This window comes from Pseudomonas sp. LAMO17WK12:I1, from assembly GCF_900177315.1.
GTDB lineage: Bacteria > Pseudomonadota > Gammaproteobacteria > Pseudomonadales > Pseudomonadaceae > Aquipseudomonas > Aquipseudomonas marginalis.
In genome coordinates, this window is record NZ_FWZV01000001.1 from 503,280 (window position 1) to 519,161 (window position 15,882).

The 15,882-nt window shown below is 61.9% G+C and carries 16 protein-coding genes and 1 pseudogene; 8 read left to right on the forward strand and 9 right to left on the reverse strand.

The features are described from left to right. Window position 1: 1 nt before the first annotated feature. From B9N88_RS02195 to B9N88_RS02220, 6 genes are all read right to left on the reverse strand, one after another. Window positions 2-766: an IclR family transcriptional regulator gene (locus B9N88_RS02195; RefSeq protein ID WP_027608629.1), complete on the reverse strand. Its 765-nt coding sequence runs from the start codon at window positions 764-766 to the stop codon at window positions 2-4. Window positions 767-934: 168 nt separating this feature from the next. After that, window positions 935-1,324, reverse strand: a complete 390-nt coding sequence (locus B9N88_RS02200; protein WP_012723821.1) for a RidA family protein — start codon at window positions 1,322-1,324, stop codon at window positions 935-937. A 16-nt stretch (window positions 1,325-1,340) separates the two neighbouring features. Next, window positions 1,341-2,123, reverse strand: a complete 783-nt coding sequence (locus B9N88_RS02205) for an amino acid ABC transporter ATP-binding protein (RefSeq protein WP_027608630.1) — start codon at window positions 2,121-2,123, stop codon at window positions 1,341-1,343. After that, window positions 2,120-2,782, reverse strand: coding sequence for an amino acid ABC transporter permease (locus B9N88_RS02210; protein ID WP_027608631.1), 663 nt, complete (start codon window positions 2,780-2,782; stop codon window positions 2,120-2,122). Before B9N88_RS02210 ends, B9N88_RS02205 begins: the two co-directional genes overlap by 4 nt. Before the next feature lie 11 nt (window positions 2,783-2,793). Beyond that, complete coding sequence (locus tag B9N88_RS02215) at window positions 2,794-3,456, reverse strand: amino acid ABC transporter permease (RefSeq protein WP_027608632.1); 663 nt, start codon at window positions 3,454-3,456, stop codon at window positions 2,794-2,796. Between the two features lie 52 nt (window positions 3,457-3,508). Beyond that, window positions 3,509-4,357: a transporter substrate-binding domain-containing protein gene (locus B9N88_RS02220; protein ID WP_027608633.1), complete on the reverse strand. Its 849-nt coding sequence runs from the start codon at window positions 4,355-4,357 to the stop codon at window positions 3,509-3,511. A gap of 332 nt (window positions 4,358-4,689) precedes the next feature. Between B9N88_RS02220 and B9N88_RS02225 the strand changes: the two genes are divergently transcribed. Both B9N88_RS02225 and B9N88_RS02230 read left to right on the forward strand, forming a co-directional pair. Then, window positions 4,690-4,938 carry a hypothetical protein gene (locus B9N88_RS02225; protein ID WP_027608634.1) on the forward strand — a complete coding sequence of 83 codons (249 nt, stop codon included), beginning with the start codon at window positions 4,690-4,692 and terminating at the stop codon, window positions 4,936-4,938. Window positions 4,939-5,013: 75 nt separating this feature from the next. Next, a pseudogene (locus B9N88_RS02230) lies at window positions 5,014-5,301 on the forward strand (thioredoxin family protein); the annotation flags it as partial. A gap of 22 nt (window positions 5,302-5,323) precedes the next feature. Here B9N88_RS02230 and B9N88_RS02235 read toward each other — a convergent pair. From B9N88_RS02235 to rpiB, 3 genes are all read right to left on the reverse strand, one after another. After that, window positions 5,324-6,892: a TerC family protein gene (locus B9N88_RS02235; protein ID WP_027608635.1), complete on the reverse strand. Its 1,569-nt coding sequence runs from the start codon at window positions 6,890-6,892 to the stop codon at window positions 5,324-5,326. 554 nt (window positions 6,893-7,446) lie between these two features. Beyond that, window positions 7,447-8,427, reverse strand: a complete 981-nt coding sequence (locus B9N88_RS02240; protein ID WP_027608636.1) for a sugar-binding transcriptional regulator — start codon at window positions 8,425-8,427, stop codon at window positions 7,447-7,449. A gap of 63 nt (window positions 8,428-8,490) precedes the next feature. Next, window positions 8,491-8,952 carry a ribose 5-phosphate isomerase B gene (rpiB, locus tag B9N88_RS02245; protein WP_016969738.1) on the reverse strand — a complete coding sequence of 154 codons (462 nt, stop codon included), beginning with the start codon at window positions 8,950-8,952 and terminating at the stop codon, window positions 8,491-8,493. Window positions 8,953-9,235: 283 nt separating this feature from the next. Here rpiB and B9N88_RS02250 point away from each other — a divergent pair, with 283 nt between their 5' ends. From B9N88_RS02250 to B9N88_RS02275, 6 genes are all read left to right on the forward strand, one after another. Next, window positions 9,236-10,723 (forward strand): sugar ABC transporter ATP-binding protein, encoded by a 1,488-nt coding sequence (locus B9N88_RS02250; RefSeq protein WP_027608637.1) that lies wholly within the window; start codon window positions 9,236-9,238, stop codon window positions 10,721-10,723. Continuing rightward, a complete protein-coding gene (locus tag B9N88_RS02255) occupies window positions 10,720-11,697 on the forward strand; it encodes an ABC transporter permease (RefSeq protein ID WP_027608638.1) in 978 nt (325 codons plus the stop codon). The genes B9N88_RS02250 and B9N88_RS02255 overlap by 4 nt, the downstream gene beginning before the upstream one ends. A 36-nt stretch (window positions 11,698-11,733) precedes the next feature. Further along, window positions 11,734-12,741 (forward strand): substrate-binding domain-containing protein, encoded by a 1,008-nt coding sequence (locus tag B9N88_RS02260; protein WP_027608639.1) that lies wholly within the window; start codon window positions 11,734-11,736, stop codon window positions 12,739-12,741. Window positions 12,742-12,892: 151 nt separating this feature from the next. Beyond that, window positions 12,893-13,648: an SDR family oxidoreductase gene (locus B9N88_RS02265; protein WP_027608640.1), complete on the forward strand. Its 756-nt coding sequence runs from the start codon at window positions 12,893-12,895 to the stop codon at window positions 13,646-13,648. Between the two features lie 27 nt (window positions 13,649-13,675). Beyond that, a complete protein-coding gene (locus tag B9N88_RS02270; RefSeq protein ID WP_027608641.1) occupies window positions 13,676-14,791 on the forward strand; it encodes an MDR/zinc-dependent alcohol dehydrogenase-like family protein in 1,116 nt (371 codons plus the stop codon). An 87-nt stretch (window positions 14,792-14,878) separates the two neighbouring features. Beyond that, the gene (locus B9N88_RS02275; protein ID WP_027608642.1) at window positions 14,879-15,880 is read left to right on the forward strand and encodes a dihydroxyacetone kinase subunit DhaK; all 1,002 of its coding nucleotides are present in this window, start codon (window positions 14,879-14,881) and stop codon (window positions 15,878-15,880) included. Window positions 15,881-15,882: the final 2 nt, after the last annotated feature.

Sequence of the window (15,882 nt, forward strand, 5' to 3'; positions counted from 1 at the left end):
CCTATTCGTTGATGCGACGGGCCAGGTTGTTGGCGCTGTCGATCAACACCCGGCGATAGTCGTTGTAGTTTTTGCTCGCATCGGCCCGAGGGGCGACGATGCACAGCGTCGCAATGCTGACGCCCTGCGCGTCCCGGACCGGGGCGGCAAAGCAGTGGGTAAAGGTGTCGGCCACACTGTCGAAGGAAAAGAACCCATCGAGGGTGGCCTGGCGGATTTGCGCGAGGAAGGTCTCCAGCGGCAGGCGCTGGCCGTCCGGCAGGATAAAGTCGTCGTGGTCGATCAGTTCGATGATCTGCTGGTCGCTCAAGTGCCCCAGCAACAGGCGCCCGGAGGCGGTCCATGGGATCGGCGCGTCTTCACCGATGTCCGAGGAAATGCGGAAATGCCGCTCGCCTTCGCGCATCAGCGCCACCGTGTATTTGCGCCCGTTGAGCAGGCACATCTGCGCGGTTTCGTGGGTTTGGCTGACGATCTCCTGCAAGGCGTGGTCGGCCTCGCGGGTCAGGTCGAAATGACGCAAGTGGGCCTGGCCGAGGAAATACAACTGACGGCCGAGGTAGACGTGACCGTCCTTGCCCACGGTTTCGAGGATGCGCCGCTCCAACAAGGAGGCGACCAATTCGTAGACCGTGGATTTGGGGCTGCCGATGCCACTGGCAATATCATTCGGGCGCAGGGGCTGGCCGATTTCCTTGAGAAAATCGAGGATATCGAATGCACGGTCCAGGCCTTTGGCGCGGCGTTTGATGGTGTCTTCGGTCATGGCGATATCGGTCCGGTCGAAGTTGTTGGGTACGACACAATTCTCCTGTGGGAGGGGGCTTGCCCCCGATGAGGGAGTGTCAGCACATGCATTTGTGACTGACTCACCGCCATCGGGGGCAAGCCCCCTCCCACATTGGATTTGCAGTGGGCTTAAGAGTGGGGCAATTTAGCCCTTTTTCTTGTAGGCCACGCAATCAATCTCGACCTTGCAGTCCACCATCATGTTGGCCTGCACACAGGCGCGCGCCGGCGCGTGTTCCGGGGTGAAGTATTCGCCGAAGACCTTGTTGAAACTCCAGAAGTCCCGCGGGTCTTCCAGCCACACGCCGACCCGCACCACGTCTTTCAACTCGTAGCCGGCTTCTTCGAGGATCGCCACCACGTTGCGCAGGGTCTGCCGGGTTTGCTCGATGATCCCGCCGGTGATGATTTCGCCGTCCACCGCAGGCACTTGGCCCGAGACGTACAGCCAACCGTCCGCTTCCACCGCGCGGGCGAAGGGACGCGGCTGGCCACCGCCGGCCGTACTGCCGGCTCCGTAACGAGTGATGCTCATAAAACGATGCTCCTGATTAAAAACGAATGTTCTTGAGAAATTCCGCCAGGCGCGGCGATTGCGGCCGCTCGAAGATGTCCTTCGACGAGCCCTGCTCTTCAATCCGGCCCTGGTTCATGAAGACGATCTTGTCCGAGACTTCATAGGCAAAGCGCATTTCGTGGGTGACCAGCAACATGGTCATGCCCTCTTCCGCCAGGCCCTTGATCACACTGAGCACCTCGCCCACCAGTTCCGGGTCGAGGGCCGACGTGACTTCGTCGAAGAGCATCAGGCTCGGGTTCATGGCAATGGCACGGGCTATCGCCACACGCTGTTGCTGGCCGCCGGACAGCTGGCCGGGGAAGTGATCGCGGCGCTGCAAAAGTCCTACACGGTCCAACCATTTTTCCGCGAGTGCCACCGCCTCGTCCTTAGGCATTTTCTTAACTTTCAACAGGCCGAGGGTGACGTTCTGCAATGCGCTCAGATGGGGAAACAGGTTGAACTGCTGGAACGCCATGCCGGTCATCGCCCGGTGCTGGGCGATCACGCGTTCGGGGTGACGCACGCGCTTGCCGCCGATGTCGCTGTAGCCGATGGACTCGCCATCCAGGGTGATCTGCCCGCCCTGGAATTCTTCCAGCAGGTTGACGCAACGCAGCAAGGTAGTCTTGCCCGAGCCGCTGGAGCCGATCAACGTCACCACGTTGCCGCGCGCCATGGACAGGTCGACGCCCTTGAGCACTTCGACCTCGCCGTATTGTTTACGCAGGCCGCGGATGTCCAGCAGCGGCTCGGTTGTTTGAGGTTGGTTCATGGCAAGGCCACCCGCTTTTCAATGTAGCGCCCGAATAACTCGATGGCGTAGTTGATGACAAAGAACAGAAACCCGGCGAACAGGTAGAACTCCAGGGTCATGAAGGTACGCGCGATCACCTGCTGGGTACTCAGCAGCAATTCGGCCACGCCGATCACCGAGAGCAAGGTCGAGGCCTTGACGATTTCCGTCGAGGAATTGACCCAGGTCGGCAGGATCTGCCGCAGCGCCTGGGGCAGCAGCACGTAGGCCAGGGACTGCTGGAACGTCAGGCCAATCGCCTTGCCCGCTTCCAGTTGCCCACGGGGAATGGCTTGCAGTGCACCGCGCACGATTTCCGAGACGTGGGAGCCGCAGAACAGCGTGAGCCCGACGGCGCCGGCCTGGAACGCGGTGATTTTCCAGCCAAGCGCCGGCAGCATGTAGAAACACGCCAACACCAGCACAAACACCGGCGTGCCACGGATCAGGTCGACATACAGGCGAAACGGTGCGCGCATCCAGAATTTGCCGTAGGTCAGGATCAACCCGGCGACGATACCGATCAGCGTGCCAAAGATAATCGCCAGCGCCGACACCGCGACACTGGCCTGAAACCCCGCCCAGAGCGTATCCCGGGCGATCCACAACTCATGCAGCCAGCTGGGGGACTCGTACATGGACACCCTCCTTAACGACGGATCGCCAGACGCTGCTCCAGGTAACGGAGCAGCATGGCAATGAGGTAACAGGCCGCCACGTAGAGCGCGGTCGTGACCAGCCAGGTTTCAATCACCCGGTAGCTTTCGACGTTGATCTTGCGGGCGTAATAGGTCAGCTCGGGCACTGCGATGGCGGCGGCCAGCGAGGTGTCCTTGAACAGCGAGATAAAGTTGTTCGACAGCGCGGGCAGTACGTTGCGCAGCATCACCGGTACGGTGATATACGCACGGATCCGCCATTCGCCGAGGCCGATGGCCAGTCCGGCTTCGCGCAAGCCCTTGGGAATATTCAACAGCCCGGCGCGGAACACTTCGGTCAGGTAGGCACCGGCGTACAGCGACAGGGTGATGATGAACGACGGGATCTTGTCCAGGCGGATACCCAGGCTGGGCAACGCAAAGTAGATCAACAGGATCAGCACCAGGATCGGCGTATTGCGGATCACCGTCACATACACCGAGGCCAGGATTCGCAACGCACGGTGTCTGGACAGCATGGCAAACGCCATCAACAGGCCGATCACGCAACCGATGGCGATCGACAGCAATGCCAGTTGCAGGCCCAGGCCGAGCCCCGCCAGCAAGGTGTCGAAATCGCGCCACACGGCGGCAAAGTTCAACTGATAGTTCATGGTCAGCAGTACCTGATGGGGGCGCCGTTGGCGGCGCCCCGGTTTTCACGAATCACTTGAACTCGACGGGAAAGCCGATGGCAGGTTCCGGCAGGTCCACACCGAACCACTGCTTGAACGACGCCTTGTAGGTGGGGAATTCCACACCGGTCATGGCCTCATGCAGCGCGGTGTTGACGAAGTTCAGCCAGTCCTGGTCGCCACGCTTGACCGCGCACGCGTAGGTCTGCGGGCTCCAGGCGTAGGCCGGGCTGCGGTAGCGGCCGGGGTTCTGCACCATCAGGTACTTGACCGAGGACTGGTCGGTGGCGGCGGCATCGGCGCGACCGGAGTTCACCGCCTGGTACATCAGGTCGACGCTGTCGTACTGGTCGACCTTGGCCTTGGGCAGCGCCTGGTGCACCAGCTCTTCGGCATACACGTTCTGCAGCACCGCGACGGTGACGCCATCGCCCGCCGCCTGCAGGTCTTCGATTTCCTTGTACTTGCTGTTGTTCGGCAGCAGCAGGCCCACGCCTTCGCGGTAGTACGGCAGCGTGAACGCCACTTGCTGGGCACGGCTGGCGGTGACGGTGATGAACTGGCAGCTCATGTCGACCTTGTCGGTCAGCAGGTTGGGAATGCGTGCGTCGGACGACTGCACCACAAACTCGACCTTGCTCGGGTCGTTGAACAAGCCCTTGGCCACAATGCGGCCGATGTCGATATCAAACCCCTGCAACTTGCCATCCGCTCCCTGGAAGTGCCACGGCGCATTGGTACTGCCTGTACCCACGATCAGGTGCCCACGCTTGAGCACATCATCGAGCTTGCTGTCCGCCGCCTGCACGATGCCTGCGAGGGAAGCCGATGCGGCGAAGAGAAAAACACACGCTTTGAACACGGAAGGTCGGTGATGCATGACAAGCACTCCAGGAGTTGTGTATTCCGCTATACCGGAACTTAGTATGTAACAACGGAATAGACAGCAGAAAGTGTGCCACACGCCCTCAAAGAAAAACATGCCTGCAATAAAGGCTTGTTAAATCAGATAGATAAATATTTTGGGGAGACAAGGCGCTACGCCAGCATCTGCAATCTCTTTGCTACCCAGGGCCCCATATGGCGGTGACAGGTCCCGGCGGACGCACTGCAACAGCGTTACCGCGCACCGTTGCAGTGCGCGTGCAGCGTGGAAAAATCCCCACGCTGGACTAGCCTTGGCACATCCCTGCCGACAAGGACCCTGCCCTGATGAAGTCATGTCTTACCCTGGTGGTGCTCACCTTGCTGGCAGCCGGCAACGCGTCGGCCAGCAACGACCGCCGCGACTGCAAGGAAGAACTGCGCAGGCTCAAGGAAGCCTTCGACACCAACTACACCAGCCAGAACCACCACGACTATCGCCGGGCCAAGGCCTCCCGGGACAATGAGGAATACCGCAAGTGCGCAAACCAGGCGCGCAAGGCCCGGGAACGTGTGGAGCGTGAGGCAGACCTGTGAAGGTTGACAGTAGACGGTAACGGTCCCCGGGCTTAGCGTTGGCAAAAACCCTGCAAGGCCCAAAGGGAGATCATCATGGGGATTGCCACTGCGACCATTGCCACTACCGACGACTACCGGCGCGTGCTGAGCAGTTCGCGCCCGGTATTCATGCTGTTCATCTCAGCTCACTGCCCGGCCTGCGGGGTAGCCGGGCCGCTGTTTGAGCAGATTGCCGCCCAGTACCGATCAGTAGTGAGCCTGGTGCTCGATTGCGCGAAAACGCCGAGGCACCCGCAGGTTACAGGCACCCCGACGCTGCTGATCTTCCAGAACGGCACCTTGATGGAAACATTCAAGGGTTTCGGACCCGAGGAGCAGCAAACGCAGTTTGTGGAGGACACCTTCAGGCGTTATGCACGCCGCAAGGCTGCAATAACACCTGCGTCACCCGCCGCTCCTCTACCGCCGCCACCGTCAGGCGCCAGCCCTCATGCTCCAGGCTATCACCCACCACCGGCAGGCGGTCGAGCAGGCTCATCACCAGGCCGGCCAGGGTCTGGTAATCCTCGGTCGCGACGGCCTTGAAGCCGGTACGCTGACGAATCTGGGTGAGATTCAGGGCGCCATTGGCACGGAAGCCCGCGCCCTCCTCGACAATATCCGGCCCTTCGATCTCACTGGCATCCGGCAACTCACCGGCAATGGATTCAAGAATGTCGGTCATGCTCAATACGCCCATGAAGTCACCGAACTCGTTGATCACGAAGGCGATATGGGTGGATTCCTGGCGCATCTGCTCCAGGGCGTTGAGGATCGAAAAGCTCTCCAGCAGGTTGATCGCCCGGCGTGCGAGGTGCTCCAGGTTCGGCTCATTGCCGGCCAGGTATTCCTTGAGCAATTCCTTCTTGTGCACAAAGCCCAGCGGCTCATCCACCGCGCCATTGCGGATCAACGGCAGGCGCGAATAGGACGAGTGCATCAGCTTCAGGCGAATCGTGTCGGGGTCGTCCGCCAGGTCGATAAAGTCGACGTTGGCCCGCGGCGTCATCAAGCTGCGAATCGGCCGCTCGGCCAGTTGCAGCACACCGCTGATCATCACCCGCTCGCGTCGGTCGAACAGCGGCCCCTGGGCGGCATCCGTCTCGCCCAGCAGGTCAGCCACCTCTTCCCCCACCTCCTCCACCGCCAGGCTGCGACCGCCGAGCAAGCGCATCACCGCATGGGCCGTGCGCTCACGCACCGGCAACACGCCCTGGGCCGACTTCTTGCGACGCGCGCGGGCAATCTGGTTGAACACCTCGATCAGGATCGAGAAACCAATCGCCGCGTACAGGTAGCCCTTGGGAATATGGAAACCCAGGCCTTCGGCGGTCAGGGCGAAACCGATCATCATCAGGAAGCCCAGGCACAGCATGATCACCGTCGGGTGGGCGTTGACGAAGCGTGTGAGCGGCTTGCTCGCGACGATCATCAGGCCGATGGAAATGATCACCGCGATCATCATCACCGCCAACTCATCCACCATGCCCACGGCCGTGATCACCGCATCCAGGGAGAACACCGCGTCGAGCACCACGATCTGCGCCACAATCGGCCAGAACATGGCGTATGCCACGTTGCCGGTGCGCTGGGCCACATGGCCTTCCAGGCGTTCATGCAATTCCATGGTGGCCTTGAACAACAGGAACACACCGCCGAACAGCATGATCAGGTCACGGCCGGAGAAGCTCTTGTCGAACACCTCGAACAGCGGCTGGGTCAGGGTCACCAACCAGGAAATACTCGCCAGCAGGCCCAGGCGCATCAGCAGCGCCAGGGACAAACCGATCAAGCGCGCACGGTCGCGCTGCTCCGGCGGCAGCTTGTCCGCCAGGATCGCAATAAACACCAGGTTGTCGATGCCCAGCACCAGTTCCAGCACAATCAAGGTCAACAGGCCGAGCCAGGCCGTTGGATCCGCTAACCATTCCATTTATATCAGTCTCTCTACAGGTTTCAGAATGCCGGGCACGGCAAGGCGCGGTCGGTGGACCGGGACACGGCTGGCAGTCGGGATACGGGGTGTTTCAGCGGGAACAGCGGCGGCGGATGTCTTGGGGAAAGACGACTGGGAGGCTCCGAGAGGATGTTCATGCAGGTCCTGAAATAACAAAAGGACTTGAATCCTACAGGCGAAATACAAATTTCCTGCAACGCAAAACTATTACAAAACCTGTCTTCGAGCCCCACACAAAATCATGTGGGAAGGGGCTTGCCCCCGATGAGCATGAGTATCTACACAACTTTTAAGATCTTGCCAAATCTCTGTGGTGAGCGGGCTTGCCCCGCGCTGGGCTGCGAAGCAGCCCCAAAACCAGCCTCTACAGAGTGCCTGATACACCGCGTTCTTCTTTACTGGGGCTGCTTCGCAGCCCAGCGCGGGCGGTGCGACGATTCGACAAGCCCGCTCACCACAACAGCCCTGTCTGCCGGGCGTCCGGCGTTGAGCCAACGTTGTGTAGATACCCATGCCCCGATGAGGGCGTGTCAGGTTTTACGGGTTGCATCGTCCAGCGCCAGGATGGTGTGGGCATTCGTCACCGTCGTCGCCAGGGTATTGATCACCCCCGACCGCAACGCCCCCAACGTCGCCGCCGCCTTGGTGTTCTCACTGGCAATCGCCACCACGTCCGGGATGCGGAACAACTCCTGCACCGTCAACCCGATCACTCGCCCCTGGATCGCGTTGACCGCCGGCTGGCCGTGGATGTCGATGAAGTCATAGCCCATCATGTCGCCCACGGTGCCGGACAAGCGTGCCTGGGCGATTTCCTGGGGCGAGAACCAGCCCATACGGACCATATTGCTGTTCTCGCTCATGTCGCCGATGCCGATCAGCGCCATGTCAGCCCGCCGCGCACGGTCGAGGGTGGAGCGCACCGTGTCATTGTTGATCAACACCCCGCGCAACTCCGGGTTGGCCACCAGGGCCGGGGCGTACAGGCTTTCACTCTCGCCGCCAAAGCGCAGGGCCAGGCGCCGGCAGATGTGATCGGGGTTCATGTATTCGCCGGCCTTGAGCGAACCGCCAATGGCGCAGACAAATGTGCAGTTGCGCGTCACCGGCAGGAACACGTTATCGGCCACGGCGCCGACGTTGCGGCCCATGCCCACGGCGACGATCATGCCGTCGCTCAAGGTCTTGTTCAGGTAGTTGGCCACCAGGCTGGCGACGGCCGAGCGTTGGGTATCGGGGTCGCTGTGGTCCACCGCGATCAACGCGCGATCCAGCTTGAAGCGCGCCACCAAGGCCTGTTCCAGCTCGTTGTTCATCGCCGGATGCTGCAAGACGCGCACCTCGACAATGCCCTCATCCCGCGCGCGCTTGAGCAATCGGCTGACTTTTGCCCGGGACAGGTCGAAGCGCTTGGCGATGGCTTCCTGAGTGACGTTCTCGAGGTAATAGAGCATCGCCACTTCGGTCATCTGATCAATATCGCTGGCCATGCGCTGGGTACTGTCACTCATGGGGACGGGCTTCCGTTTCGGCGTCAAAGGCGCATTCTCCCGACTCTTGCCCTGCTACGTCCACTATTGATGCCCATCGCGCTCAATCGCATTGATGCGCTCGACCTTGGCCCCGGAACGGGCCGCCTCGAACTCCGACTCCAGGAACGACTTGACGATGCTTTTCGCCAGTTCGGCGCCGATCACCCGCGCGCCGATCGACAGGATCTGCGCATCGTTGCTCTTGCGCGCCCGCTCTGCCGAGTACGTGTCATGGGCCTGGGCCGCACGAATCCCGAGCACCTTGTTGGCCGAGATCGCCATGCCGATCCCCGTGCCGCACACCAGCACGCCCAGGCGCTGCTGCCCGGCGTTGATGGCGGTGGCCACGGCCAGGGCGATGTCCGGGTACAACACCGGCGCGGTGGAATGGGTGCCGAAGTCGGTCACCGGATAGCCCAGCGCCTCGATATGGCGCTTTAACAGCTCCTTGAGCTCAAAACCCGCTTCATCGCATCCGATAGCCACCGGGAAAGGTGTGTTCATGATGTCTGGCTCCGCTGCCGTGAGGGTGCTTACGACTGATCAATTGATCACTCAATGAAATTTCTCTCATTCATTTCGCAGGCGTTACCCCTCTTCTGTCAAGCGGGATTTAACTGACCTGCCAGTCAAAGCGCTCTAAAAAAGGGTAATTGGCGAAAAAGATCAGAATCGCAGCATTTACATGAAAGAGATTGACTGATCAGAATTTCATTTGATACACATATGATCACAGCGAAACATGACTGTGCGACCTAATAAGAATTCACAGCACGAGGACACGCCGATGGCCACGCCATTACTGCTCCAGGCTGAACACGTCGCCAAGGCTTACGCCGGGATCCCTGCCCTGCGTGACGGGCGCCTCTCTCTGCGGGCCGGCAGCGTCCACGCCCTGTGCGGCGGCAATGGCGCAGGCAAGTCGACTTTCCTGAGCATCCTGATGGGCATCACCTCGCGCGATGCCGGCAGCATTCTGCTCAACGGCACCGCCGTACAGTTCAATCGCCCCAGCGAAGCCCTCGCGGCGGGGATCGCGATGATCACCCAGGAACTGGAACCGATCCCCTACATGACCGTCGCCGAAAACATCTGGCTGGGCCGCGAACCGCGCCGCGCCGGCTGCATCGTCGACAACAAGGCCTTGAACCGCCGCACCCGCGAGCTGCTGGAAAGCCTGGAATTCGAGGTGGACGCCAGCAGCCCCATGCACCGACTGAGCGTGGCGCAGATCCAGCTGGTGGAAATCGCCAAGGCGTTCAGCCATGACTGCCAGGTGATGATCATGGACGAGCCAACGTCGGCCATTGGCGAGCGCGAAGCCGAAACCCTGTTCAAGGCGATTCGCCGCCTCACCGCGCGGGGCGCCGGCATCGTCTATGTATCGCACCGCTTGAGCGAACTGGCGCAGATCGCTGATGACTACAGCATCTTCCGCGACGGCGCCTTTGTGGAAAGCGGACGCATGGCCGATATCGACCGCGACCACCTGGTGCGCGGCATCGTTGGCCAGGAACTGACCCGCATCGACCACAAGGTCGGCCGCGAATGCGCCGCCGACACCTGCCTGCAAATCGACAACCTCAGCCGCGCCGGCGAGTTCCACGACATCAGCCTGCAACTGCGCCAGGGTGAAATCCTCGGCATCTACGGCCTGATGGGCTCGGGGCGCAGTGAATTCCTCAACTGCATCTATGGCCTGACCGTGGCCGACTCCGGCAGCGTCACTCTGCAAGGCAAGCCCATGCCCGTCGGCCTGCCCAAGGCGACCATCAATGCCGGCATGTCGCTGGTCACCGAAGACCGCAAGGACAGCGGCCTGGTGCTGACCGGCAGCATTCTTTCCAACATTGCGCTGTCGGCCTACAAGCGCCTGTCGAGCTGGTCGCTGATCAACGCACGCAAGGAAACCCAACTGGCCCAGGACATGGTCAAGCGCCTGCAGATCAAAACCACCTCACTGGAACTGCCGGTGGCGTCCATGAGCGGCGGCAACCAACAGAAAGTGGTGCTTGCCAAATGCCTGTCGACCGAACCGGTGTGCCTGCTGTGCGATGAGCCGACCCGGGGTATCGATGAGGGCGCCAAGCAGGAGATCTACCACCTGCTGGATCAATTCGTGCGCGCCGGTGGCGCCGCCATCGTGGTGTCGTCGGAAGCCCCGGAACTGTTGCACCTGAGTGACCGCATCGCCGTCTTCAAGGGCGGTCGCCTGGTGACCATCAGCACCGACACCGCCCTTTCCCAGGAAGCCCTGTTGAGTCTTGCCTCATGAACGCCAAAACCATTGCCGCCCCTATCACCACCGCACCGCGCAACCGCCTGCGCCTGTCCCTCGACCGCTTCGGCCTGCCGCTGGTGTTTATCCTGCTGTGCGTGGTGATGGCGTTTTCCAGCGAGTACTTCATGACCTGGCGCAACTGGATGGACATCCTGCGCCAGACCTCCATCAACGGCATCCTCGCGGTGGGCATGACCTACGTGATCCTGACCAAGGGCATCGACCTCTCCGTCGGCTCGATCCTGGCCTTTGCCGGATTGTGCAGCGCCATGGTCGCGACCCAGGGCTACGGGCTGCTGGCGGCGGTGAGCGCGGGGATGTTTGCCGGGGCGATGCTCGGCGTGGTCAACGGCTTTATGGTCGCCAACCTGTCGATCCCACCGTTCGTGGCCACCCTCGGCATGCTCAGCATTGCCCGCGGCATGACCTTCATCCTCAACGACGGCAGCCCGATCACCGACCTGCCCGACGCCTACCTGGCCCTGGGCATCGGCAAGATCGGCCCGATTGGCGTGCCGATCATCATCTTTGCGGTGGTCGCGCTGATCTTCTGGATGGTGCTGCGCTACACCACCTACGGCCGCTACGTGTACGCGGTGGGCGGCAATGAAAAAAGCGCGCGCACCTCCGGGATCGGCGTGCGCAAGGTGATGTTTTCGGTGTACGTGGTGTCCGGCCTGCTCGCCGGGTTGGCCGGCGTGGTGTTGTCGGCACGTACCACCTCCGCCCTGCCCCAGGCCGGGGTTTCCTATGAGCTGGACGCGATAGCCGCCGTGGTGATCGGCGGCACCAGCCTGTCGGGCGGCACCGGCAGCATTGTCGGCACGCTGTTCGGCGCGTTGTTGATCGGCGTGATCAACAACGGCCTGAACCTGCTCGGCGTGTCCTCCTATTACCAGCAGGTCGCCAAGGGCCTGATCATCGTGTTTGCAGTACTGATCGACGTGTGGCGCAAGAAAAAACGCTAGAGAACGACCACTACAACAATAACCGGAGTTCCCCCCATGAAACTTGGTACCACCCTGGCCGCCGCGGCGGCTCTCTCCCTGCTCGCCGGCAGTATCGCAATGGCCGCCGATGGCAAGACCTACAAGGTCGGCGCGGCCGTCTACGGCCTCAAGGGCCAGTTCATGCAGAACTGGGTCCGCGAGCTCAAGGAGCACCCGGCGGTCAAGGACGGCACCGTGCAGTTGACCGTGTTCGACGGCAACTACGACGCCCTGACCCAGAACAATCAGATCGAAAACATGGTGACCCAGCGCTACGACGCAATCCTGTTCGTGCCGATCGACACCAAGGCCGGCGTCGGCACGGTCAAGCAAGCCATGAGCAACGACGTGGTGGTTATCGCCTCCAACACCAAGGTCGCCGACGCCTCGGTGCCCTACGTCGGTAACGATGATGTGGAAGGCGGCCGCCTGCAGGCCCAGGCCATGGTCGACAAGCTCAACGGCAAGGGCAACGTGGTGATCATCCAGGGCCCGATTGGCCAGTCGGCGCAGATCGACCGCGAGAAAGGCGAGCTGGAAGTGCTGGGCAAGCACCCTGGCATCAAGATCATCGAGAAGAAGACCGCCAACTGGGACCGCGCCCAGGCCCTCGCGCTGACCGAAGACTGGCTGAACGCCCACCCCAAAGGCATCAACGGCGTGATCGCGCAGAACGACGACATGGCCCTCGGTGCCGTGCAGGCCCTCAAATCCCACGGCCTGACCTCCAAGGATGTGCCCGTCACGTCCATCGACGGCATGCCGGACGCGATCCAGGCAGCAAAAAAAGACGAAGTCACCACCTTCCTCCAGGATGCCCAGGCCCAGTCCCAGGGCGCACTGGACGTGGCGTTGCGCGCACTCGCCGGCAAGGACTACAAACCGCAGTCGGTGATCTGGGAGCGCTATGCCAAGGACGTGAAATGGGGCGATGGCACGGCCAAGACCTACATCCTGCCGTGGGTGCCCGTGACTAACGCCAACGCCGATGCACTGTACAAACAGGTCAGTGGCGGTAAGTAGTTATTGGCTTGAAATACAGGCAAGTGTGGGAGGGGGCTTGCTCCCGGTGGCGGTGTACCAGTGATAGATCAGGTGATCTGACCCACCGTCATCGGGGGCAAGCCCCCTCCCACATGAGATCTTCACTGTTTTCGAAAATGGAGTCATGTAAATGTCTGGATTCTGGAACCAAGCCTTCGACCTCAACGGCCGTTGCGCGGTGATCACCGGCGGCGCCGCCGGTATCGGCCTGGCCTGCGCCAGCCTGCTGGTGGAGCGCGGCGCCCGCGTAGCGTTGCTCGACCGCGACCCGGCGGTGGTTGAAGTGGCAGCAAGCCTGGGTGCCGGGCATCTGGGCATTGCCGTCGACCTCAGCCGGATCAACCAGGTGCAACACACCATCGACCAGGTCTTCGCACACTTCCAACGCCTGGACTACCTGATCAACAGCGCCGGCGTGGCCCTGCTGGACAAGGCCGTCGATGTCAGCGAAAGCGCCTGGGACACCACCCTGGACATCAACCTCAAGGCCAGCTTTTTCGTGGCCCAGGCCTGCGCGCGGCACATGCTCGCCCAGGGCAGCGGACGCATCGTCAACCTCGCGTCCCAGGCCGCGGTGATCGGCCTCGACCGCCACGTCGCCTACTGCGCCAGCAAGGCGGCCATCGTCGGCATGACCAAGGTGCTGGCCATGGAATGGGCGCCGCACATCAACGTCAACGCCATCTCCCCCACCATCGTCGAGACCGCGCTGGGCAAGAAGGCCTGGGCCGGTGAAGTCGGCGAACGGGCCAAATTGCAGATCCCGGCGGGCCGCTTTGCCCAGCCGGAGGAAATCGCCGGGCTGGCGTTGTACCTGCTCAGCGATGCCGCGCAGATGATCACCGGCGCCAACCTGGTGATCGACGGCGGCTACAGCATTCAGTAATTCATTTATCTGTCGTGAGGTTTTGTCATGTCCACTGTCACCGAACGCACACCCGAACAACTCTCGCCGGTCATCCCGAAAACCATGCAGGCCGTGGTTTGCCATGGCCCGGAAGACTATCGCCTGGAAACCGTCGACGTGCCCACGCCCGGCCCCGATGAAATCCTCACCAAGGTCGAGTTGTGCGGCATTTGCATGGGCGACATCAAGACCTATCGCGGCGCGCCGTCGTTCTGGGGCGATGCCGAGCAACCGCGCTACGTCAAGCCGCCGATGATCCCCGGCCATGAATTCGTGTGTCGCGTGGTGGCCCTGGGCCCAGGCGCGGAAAAGCGCGGCGTGAAGGTCGGTGACCGGGTGATCTCGGAGCAGATCGTGCCGTGCTGGGGCTGCCGCTTCTGCAACCACGGCCAGTACTGGATGTGCCAGAAACACGACCTCTATGGCTTCCAGAACAATGTGCAGGGTGCCATGGCCCAGTACATGATCTTCACCAAGGAAGGCATCATTCACAAAGTGCCGGAATCCATCGCCCCCGACGAAGCGATCCTGATCGAACCCCTGGCCTGCTCACTGCATGCGGCGGAACGCGCCAACGTCGACCATGACGACGTCGTGGTGGTGGCCGGCGCCGGCACCCTGGGCCTGGGCATCATCGGCGCCGTGCGCCTGCGCAACCCGAAAAAACTCATCGTGCTCGACATGAAACCCGAACGCGCCGCCCTCGCCCTGCGCATGGGCGCCGACGAAGTGTGGAACCCGGCCGAAGTGGACGTACTGGCCAACATCCGCGCGATCACCGACGGCTATGGCTGCGACATCTATATCGAGGCCACCGGGCACCACAAGGCGGTGAACCAGGGCCTGGCGATGCTGCGCAAGCTGGGGCGCTTCGTGGAGTTCAGCGTGTTCAACGACGAAGCCACGGTGGACTGGTCGATCATCGGCGACCGCAAGGAGCTGGACATCCTCGGCTCGCACCTGGGGCCGTACATGTACCCGCGGGCCATCGACTTTATCGGCAACCGCAAGATCGATATGCGCGATGTGGTGACCCACAAGTTCGCCCTGGCGGACTTCAAGGAAGCGTTTGCGGTGATGGAACGTGGCGACAAGTCGCTCAAGGTTGTACTAGAGCCCTAAGCACCCGACAGGTCCAAATGTGGGAGGCGGCAAGCCCTCCCCCCACAGTTGGATAGCGGTGAACCCATAAAAACAGGAACCCGCGTTATGAATCGAGTCATCAACGATCCGGACCACGTGGTCGAGGACATGCTGCGCGGCATCCTGGTCGCGCACCCCGAACTGCGCCAGTACGAAAGCAACCCACGGGTGATCGTCAAGGCCAGGCCTTCCGGGCCAGGGCGTGTCGGCATTGTCACGGGGGGCGGCTCCGGCCATGAGCCGGCCTTTCTCGGCTATGTCGGCCCCGGCCTGGTCGACGCGGTGGCCGTCGGTGAGATTTTCTCCTCGCCCACCGCCAAGAGCTTTTTCGACGCCTTCCGCGCCGCCGACCATGGCGCCGGCGTGGCCTGCCTGTACGGCAACTATGCCGGTGACAATATGAACGTGAAGCTGGCGATGAAAATGGCCGCCAGCAAAGACATGCGCATCCGCACCGTGGTCGCCAACGACGACGTGGCCTCCGCGCCCAAGACCGAGATCGCCAAGCGTCGCGGCGTGGCCGGGGAAATCTTCATGTGGAAGATCGGCGGTGCCGCCGCCGCCCAGCACTACGACCTCGACGGCGTGATTCGCGTCGCGCAGAAAACCGTCGACCACTGCCGCTCGATTGGCATCGGCCTCACGCCCTGCACCATTGCCGCCGTGGGCAAGCCCAACTTCCAGATCCCCGACGGCCAGATGGAACTGGGCATCGGCCATCACGGCGAACCGGGCATTGAGGTCATCCCCATTGAGTCCGCCGCCGCCATGGCCGAGCGCATGCTCGCGCCGATCCTCGCCGACCGCGACTTCAGCCAGGATGACAGCGTGGTGGTGCTGGTCTCCGGTCTTGGCGCCACGCCGGTGATGGAGCTGTATATTTTCTATGCCGAGGTGGAACGCCAACTCAACGCCAAGGGCCTGAAGATTCACCGCTGCTACGTCGGCAACTACTTCACCTCCCTGGAAATGATGGGCGTGACCCTGACCCTGCTCGGCCTCGACGCGGAGCTGAAAACCCTGATCGACCAACCCTGCCGCTCCATCGGCATGACCCAGGCGGACTGAAC

Bases quoted from the DNA above. Each gene is read 5' to 3' on its own strand.
- B9N88_RS02260 (WP_027608639.1), top strand. From the start codon at position 11,734: ATGAAACTTGGTACCACCCTGGCCGCCGCGGCGGCTCTCTCCCTGCTC.
- B9N88_RS02235 (WP_027608635.1), bottom strand. From the start codon at position 6,892: ATGGAATGGTTAGCGGATCCAACGGCCTGGCTCGGCCTGTTGACCTTG.
- B9N88_RS02270 (WP_027608641.1), top strand. From the start codon at position 13,676: ATGTCCACTGTCACCGAACGCACACCCGAACAACTCTCGCCGGTCATC.
- rpiB (WP_016969738.1), bottom strand. From the start codon at position 8,952: ATGAACACACCTTTCCCGGTGGCTATCGGATGCGATGAAGCGGGTTTT.
- B9N88_RS02240 (WP_027608636.1), bottom strand. From the start codon at position 8,427: ATGAGTGACAGTACCCAGCGCATGGCCAGCGATATTGATCAGATGACC.
- B9N88_RS02210 (WP_027608631.1), bottom strand. From the start codon at position 2,782: ATGTACGAGTCCCCCAGCTGGCTGCATGAGTTGTGGATCGCCCGGGAT.
- B9N88_RS02195 (WP_027608629.1), bottom strand. From the start codon at position 766: ATGACCGAAGACACCATCAAACGCCGCGCCAAAGGCCTGGACCGTGCA.
- B9N88_RS02255 (WP_027608638.1), top strand. From the start codon at position 10,720: ATGAACGCCAAAACCATTGCCGCCCCTATCACCACCGCACCGCGCAAC.
- B9N88_RS02265 (WP_027608640.1), top strand. From the start codon at position 12,893: ATGTCTGGATTCTGGAACCAAGCCTTCGACCTCAACGGCCGTTGCGCG.
- B9N88_RS02275 (WP_027608642.1), top strand. From the start codon at position 14,879: ATGAATCGAGTCATCAACGATCCGGACCACGTGGTCGAGGACATGCTG.
- B9N88_RS02250 (WP_027608637.1), top strand. From the start codon at position 9,236: ATGGCCACGCCATTACTGCTCCAGGCTGAACACGTCGCCAAGGCTTAC.
- B9N88_RS02225 (WP_027608634.1), top strand. From the start codon at position 4,690: ATGAAGTCATGTCTTACCCTGGTGGTGCTCACCTTGCTGGCAGCCGGC.
- B9N88_RS02215 (WP_027608632.1), bottom strand. From the start codon at position 3,456: ATGAACTATCAGTTGAACTTTGCCGCCGTGTGGCGCGATTTCGACACC.
- B9N88_RS02205 (WP_027608630.1), bottom strand. From the start codon at position 2,123: ATGAACCAACCTCAAACAACCGAGCCGCTGCTGGACATCCGCGGCCTG.
- B9N88_RS02220 (WP_027608633.1), bottom strand. From the start codon at position 4,357: ATGCATCACCGACCTTCCGTGTTCAAAGCGTGTGTTTTTCTCTTCGCC.
- B9N88_RS02200 (WP_012723821.1), bottom strand. From the start codon at position 1,324: ATGAGCATCACTCGTTACGGAGCCGGCAGTACGGCCGGCGGTGGCCAG.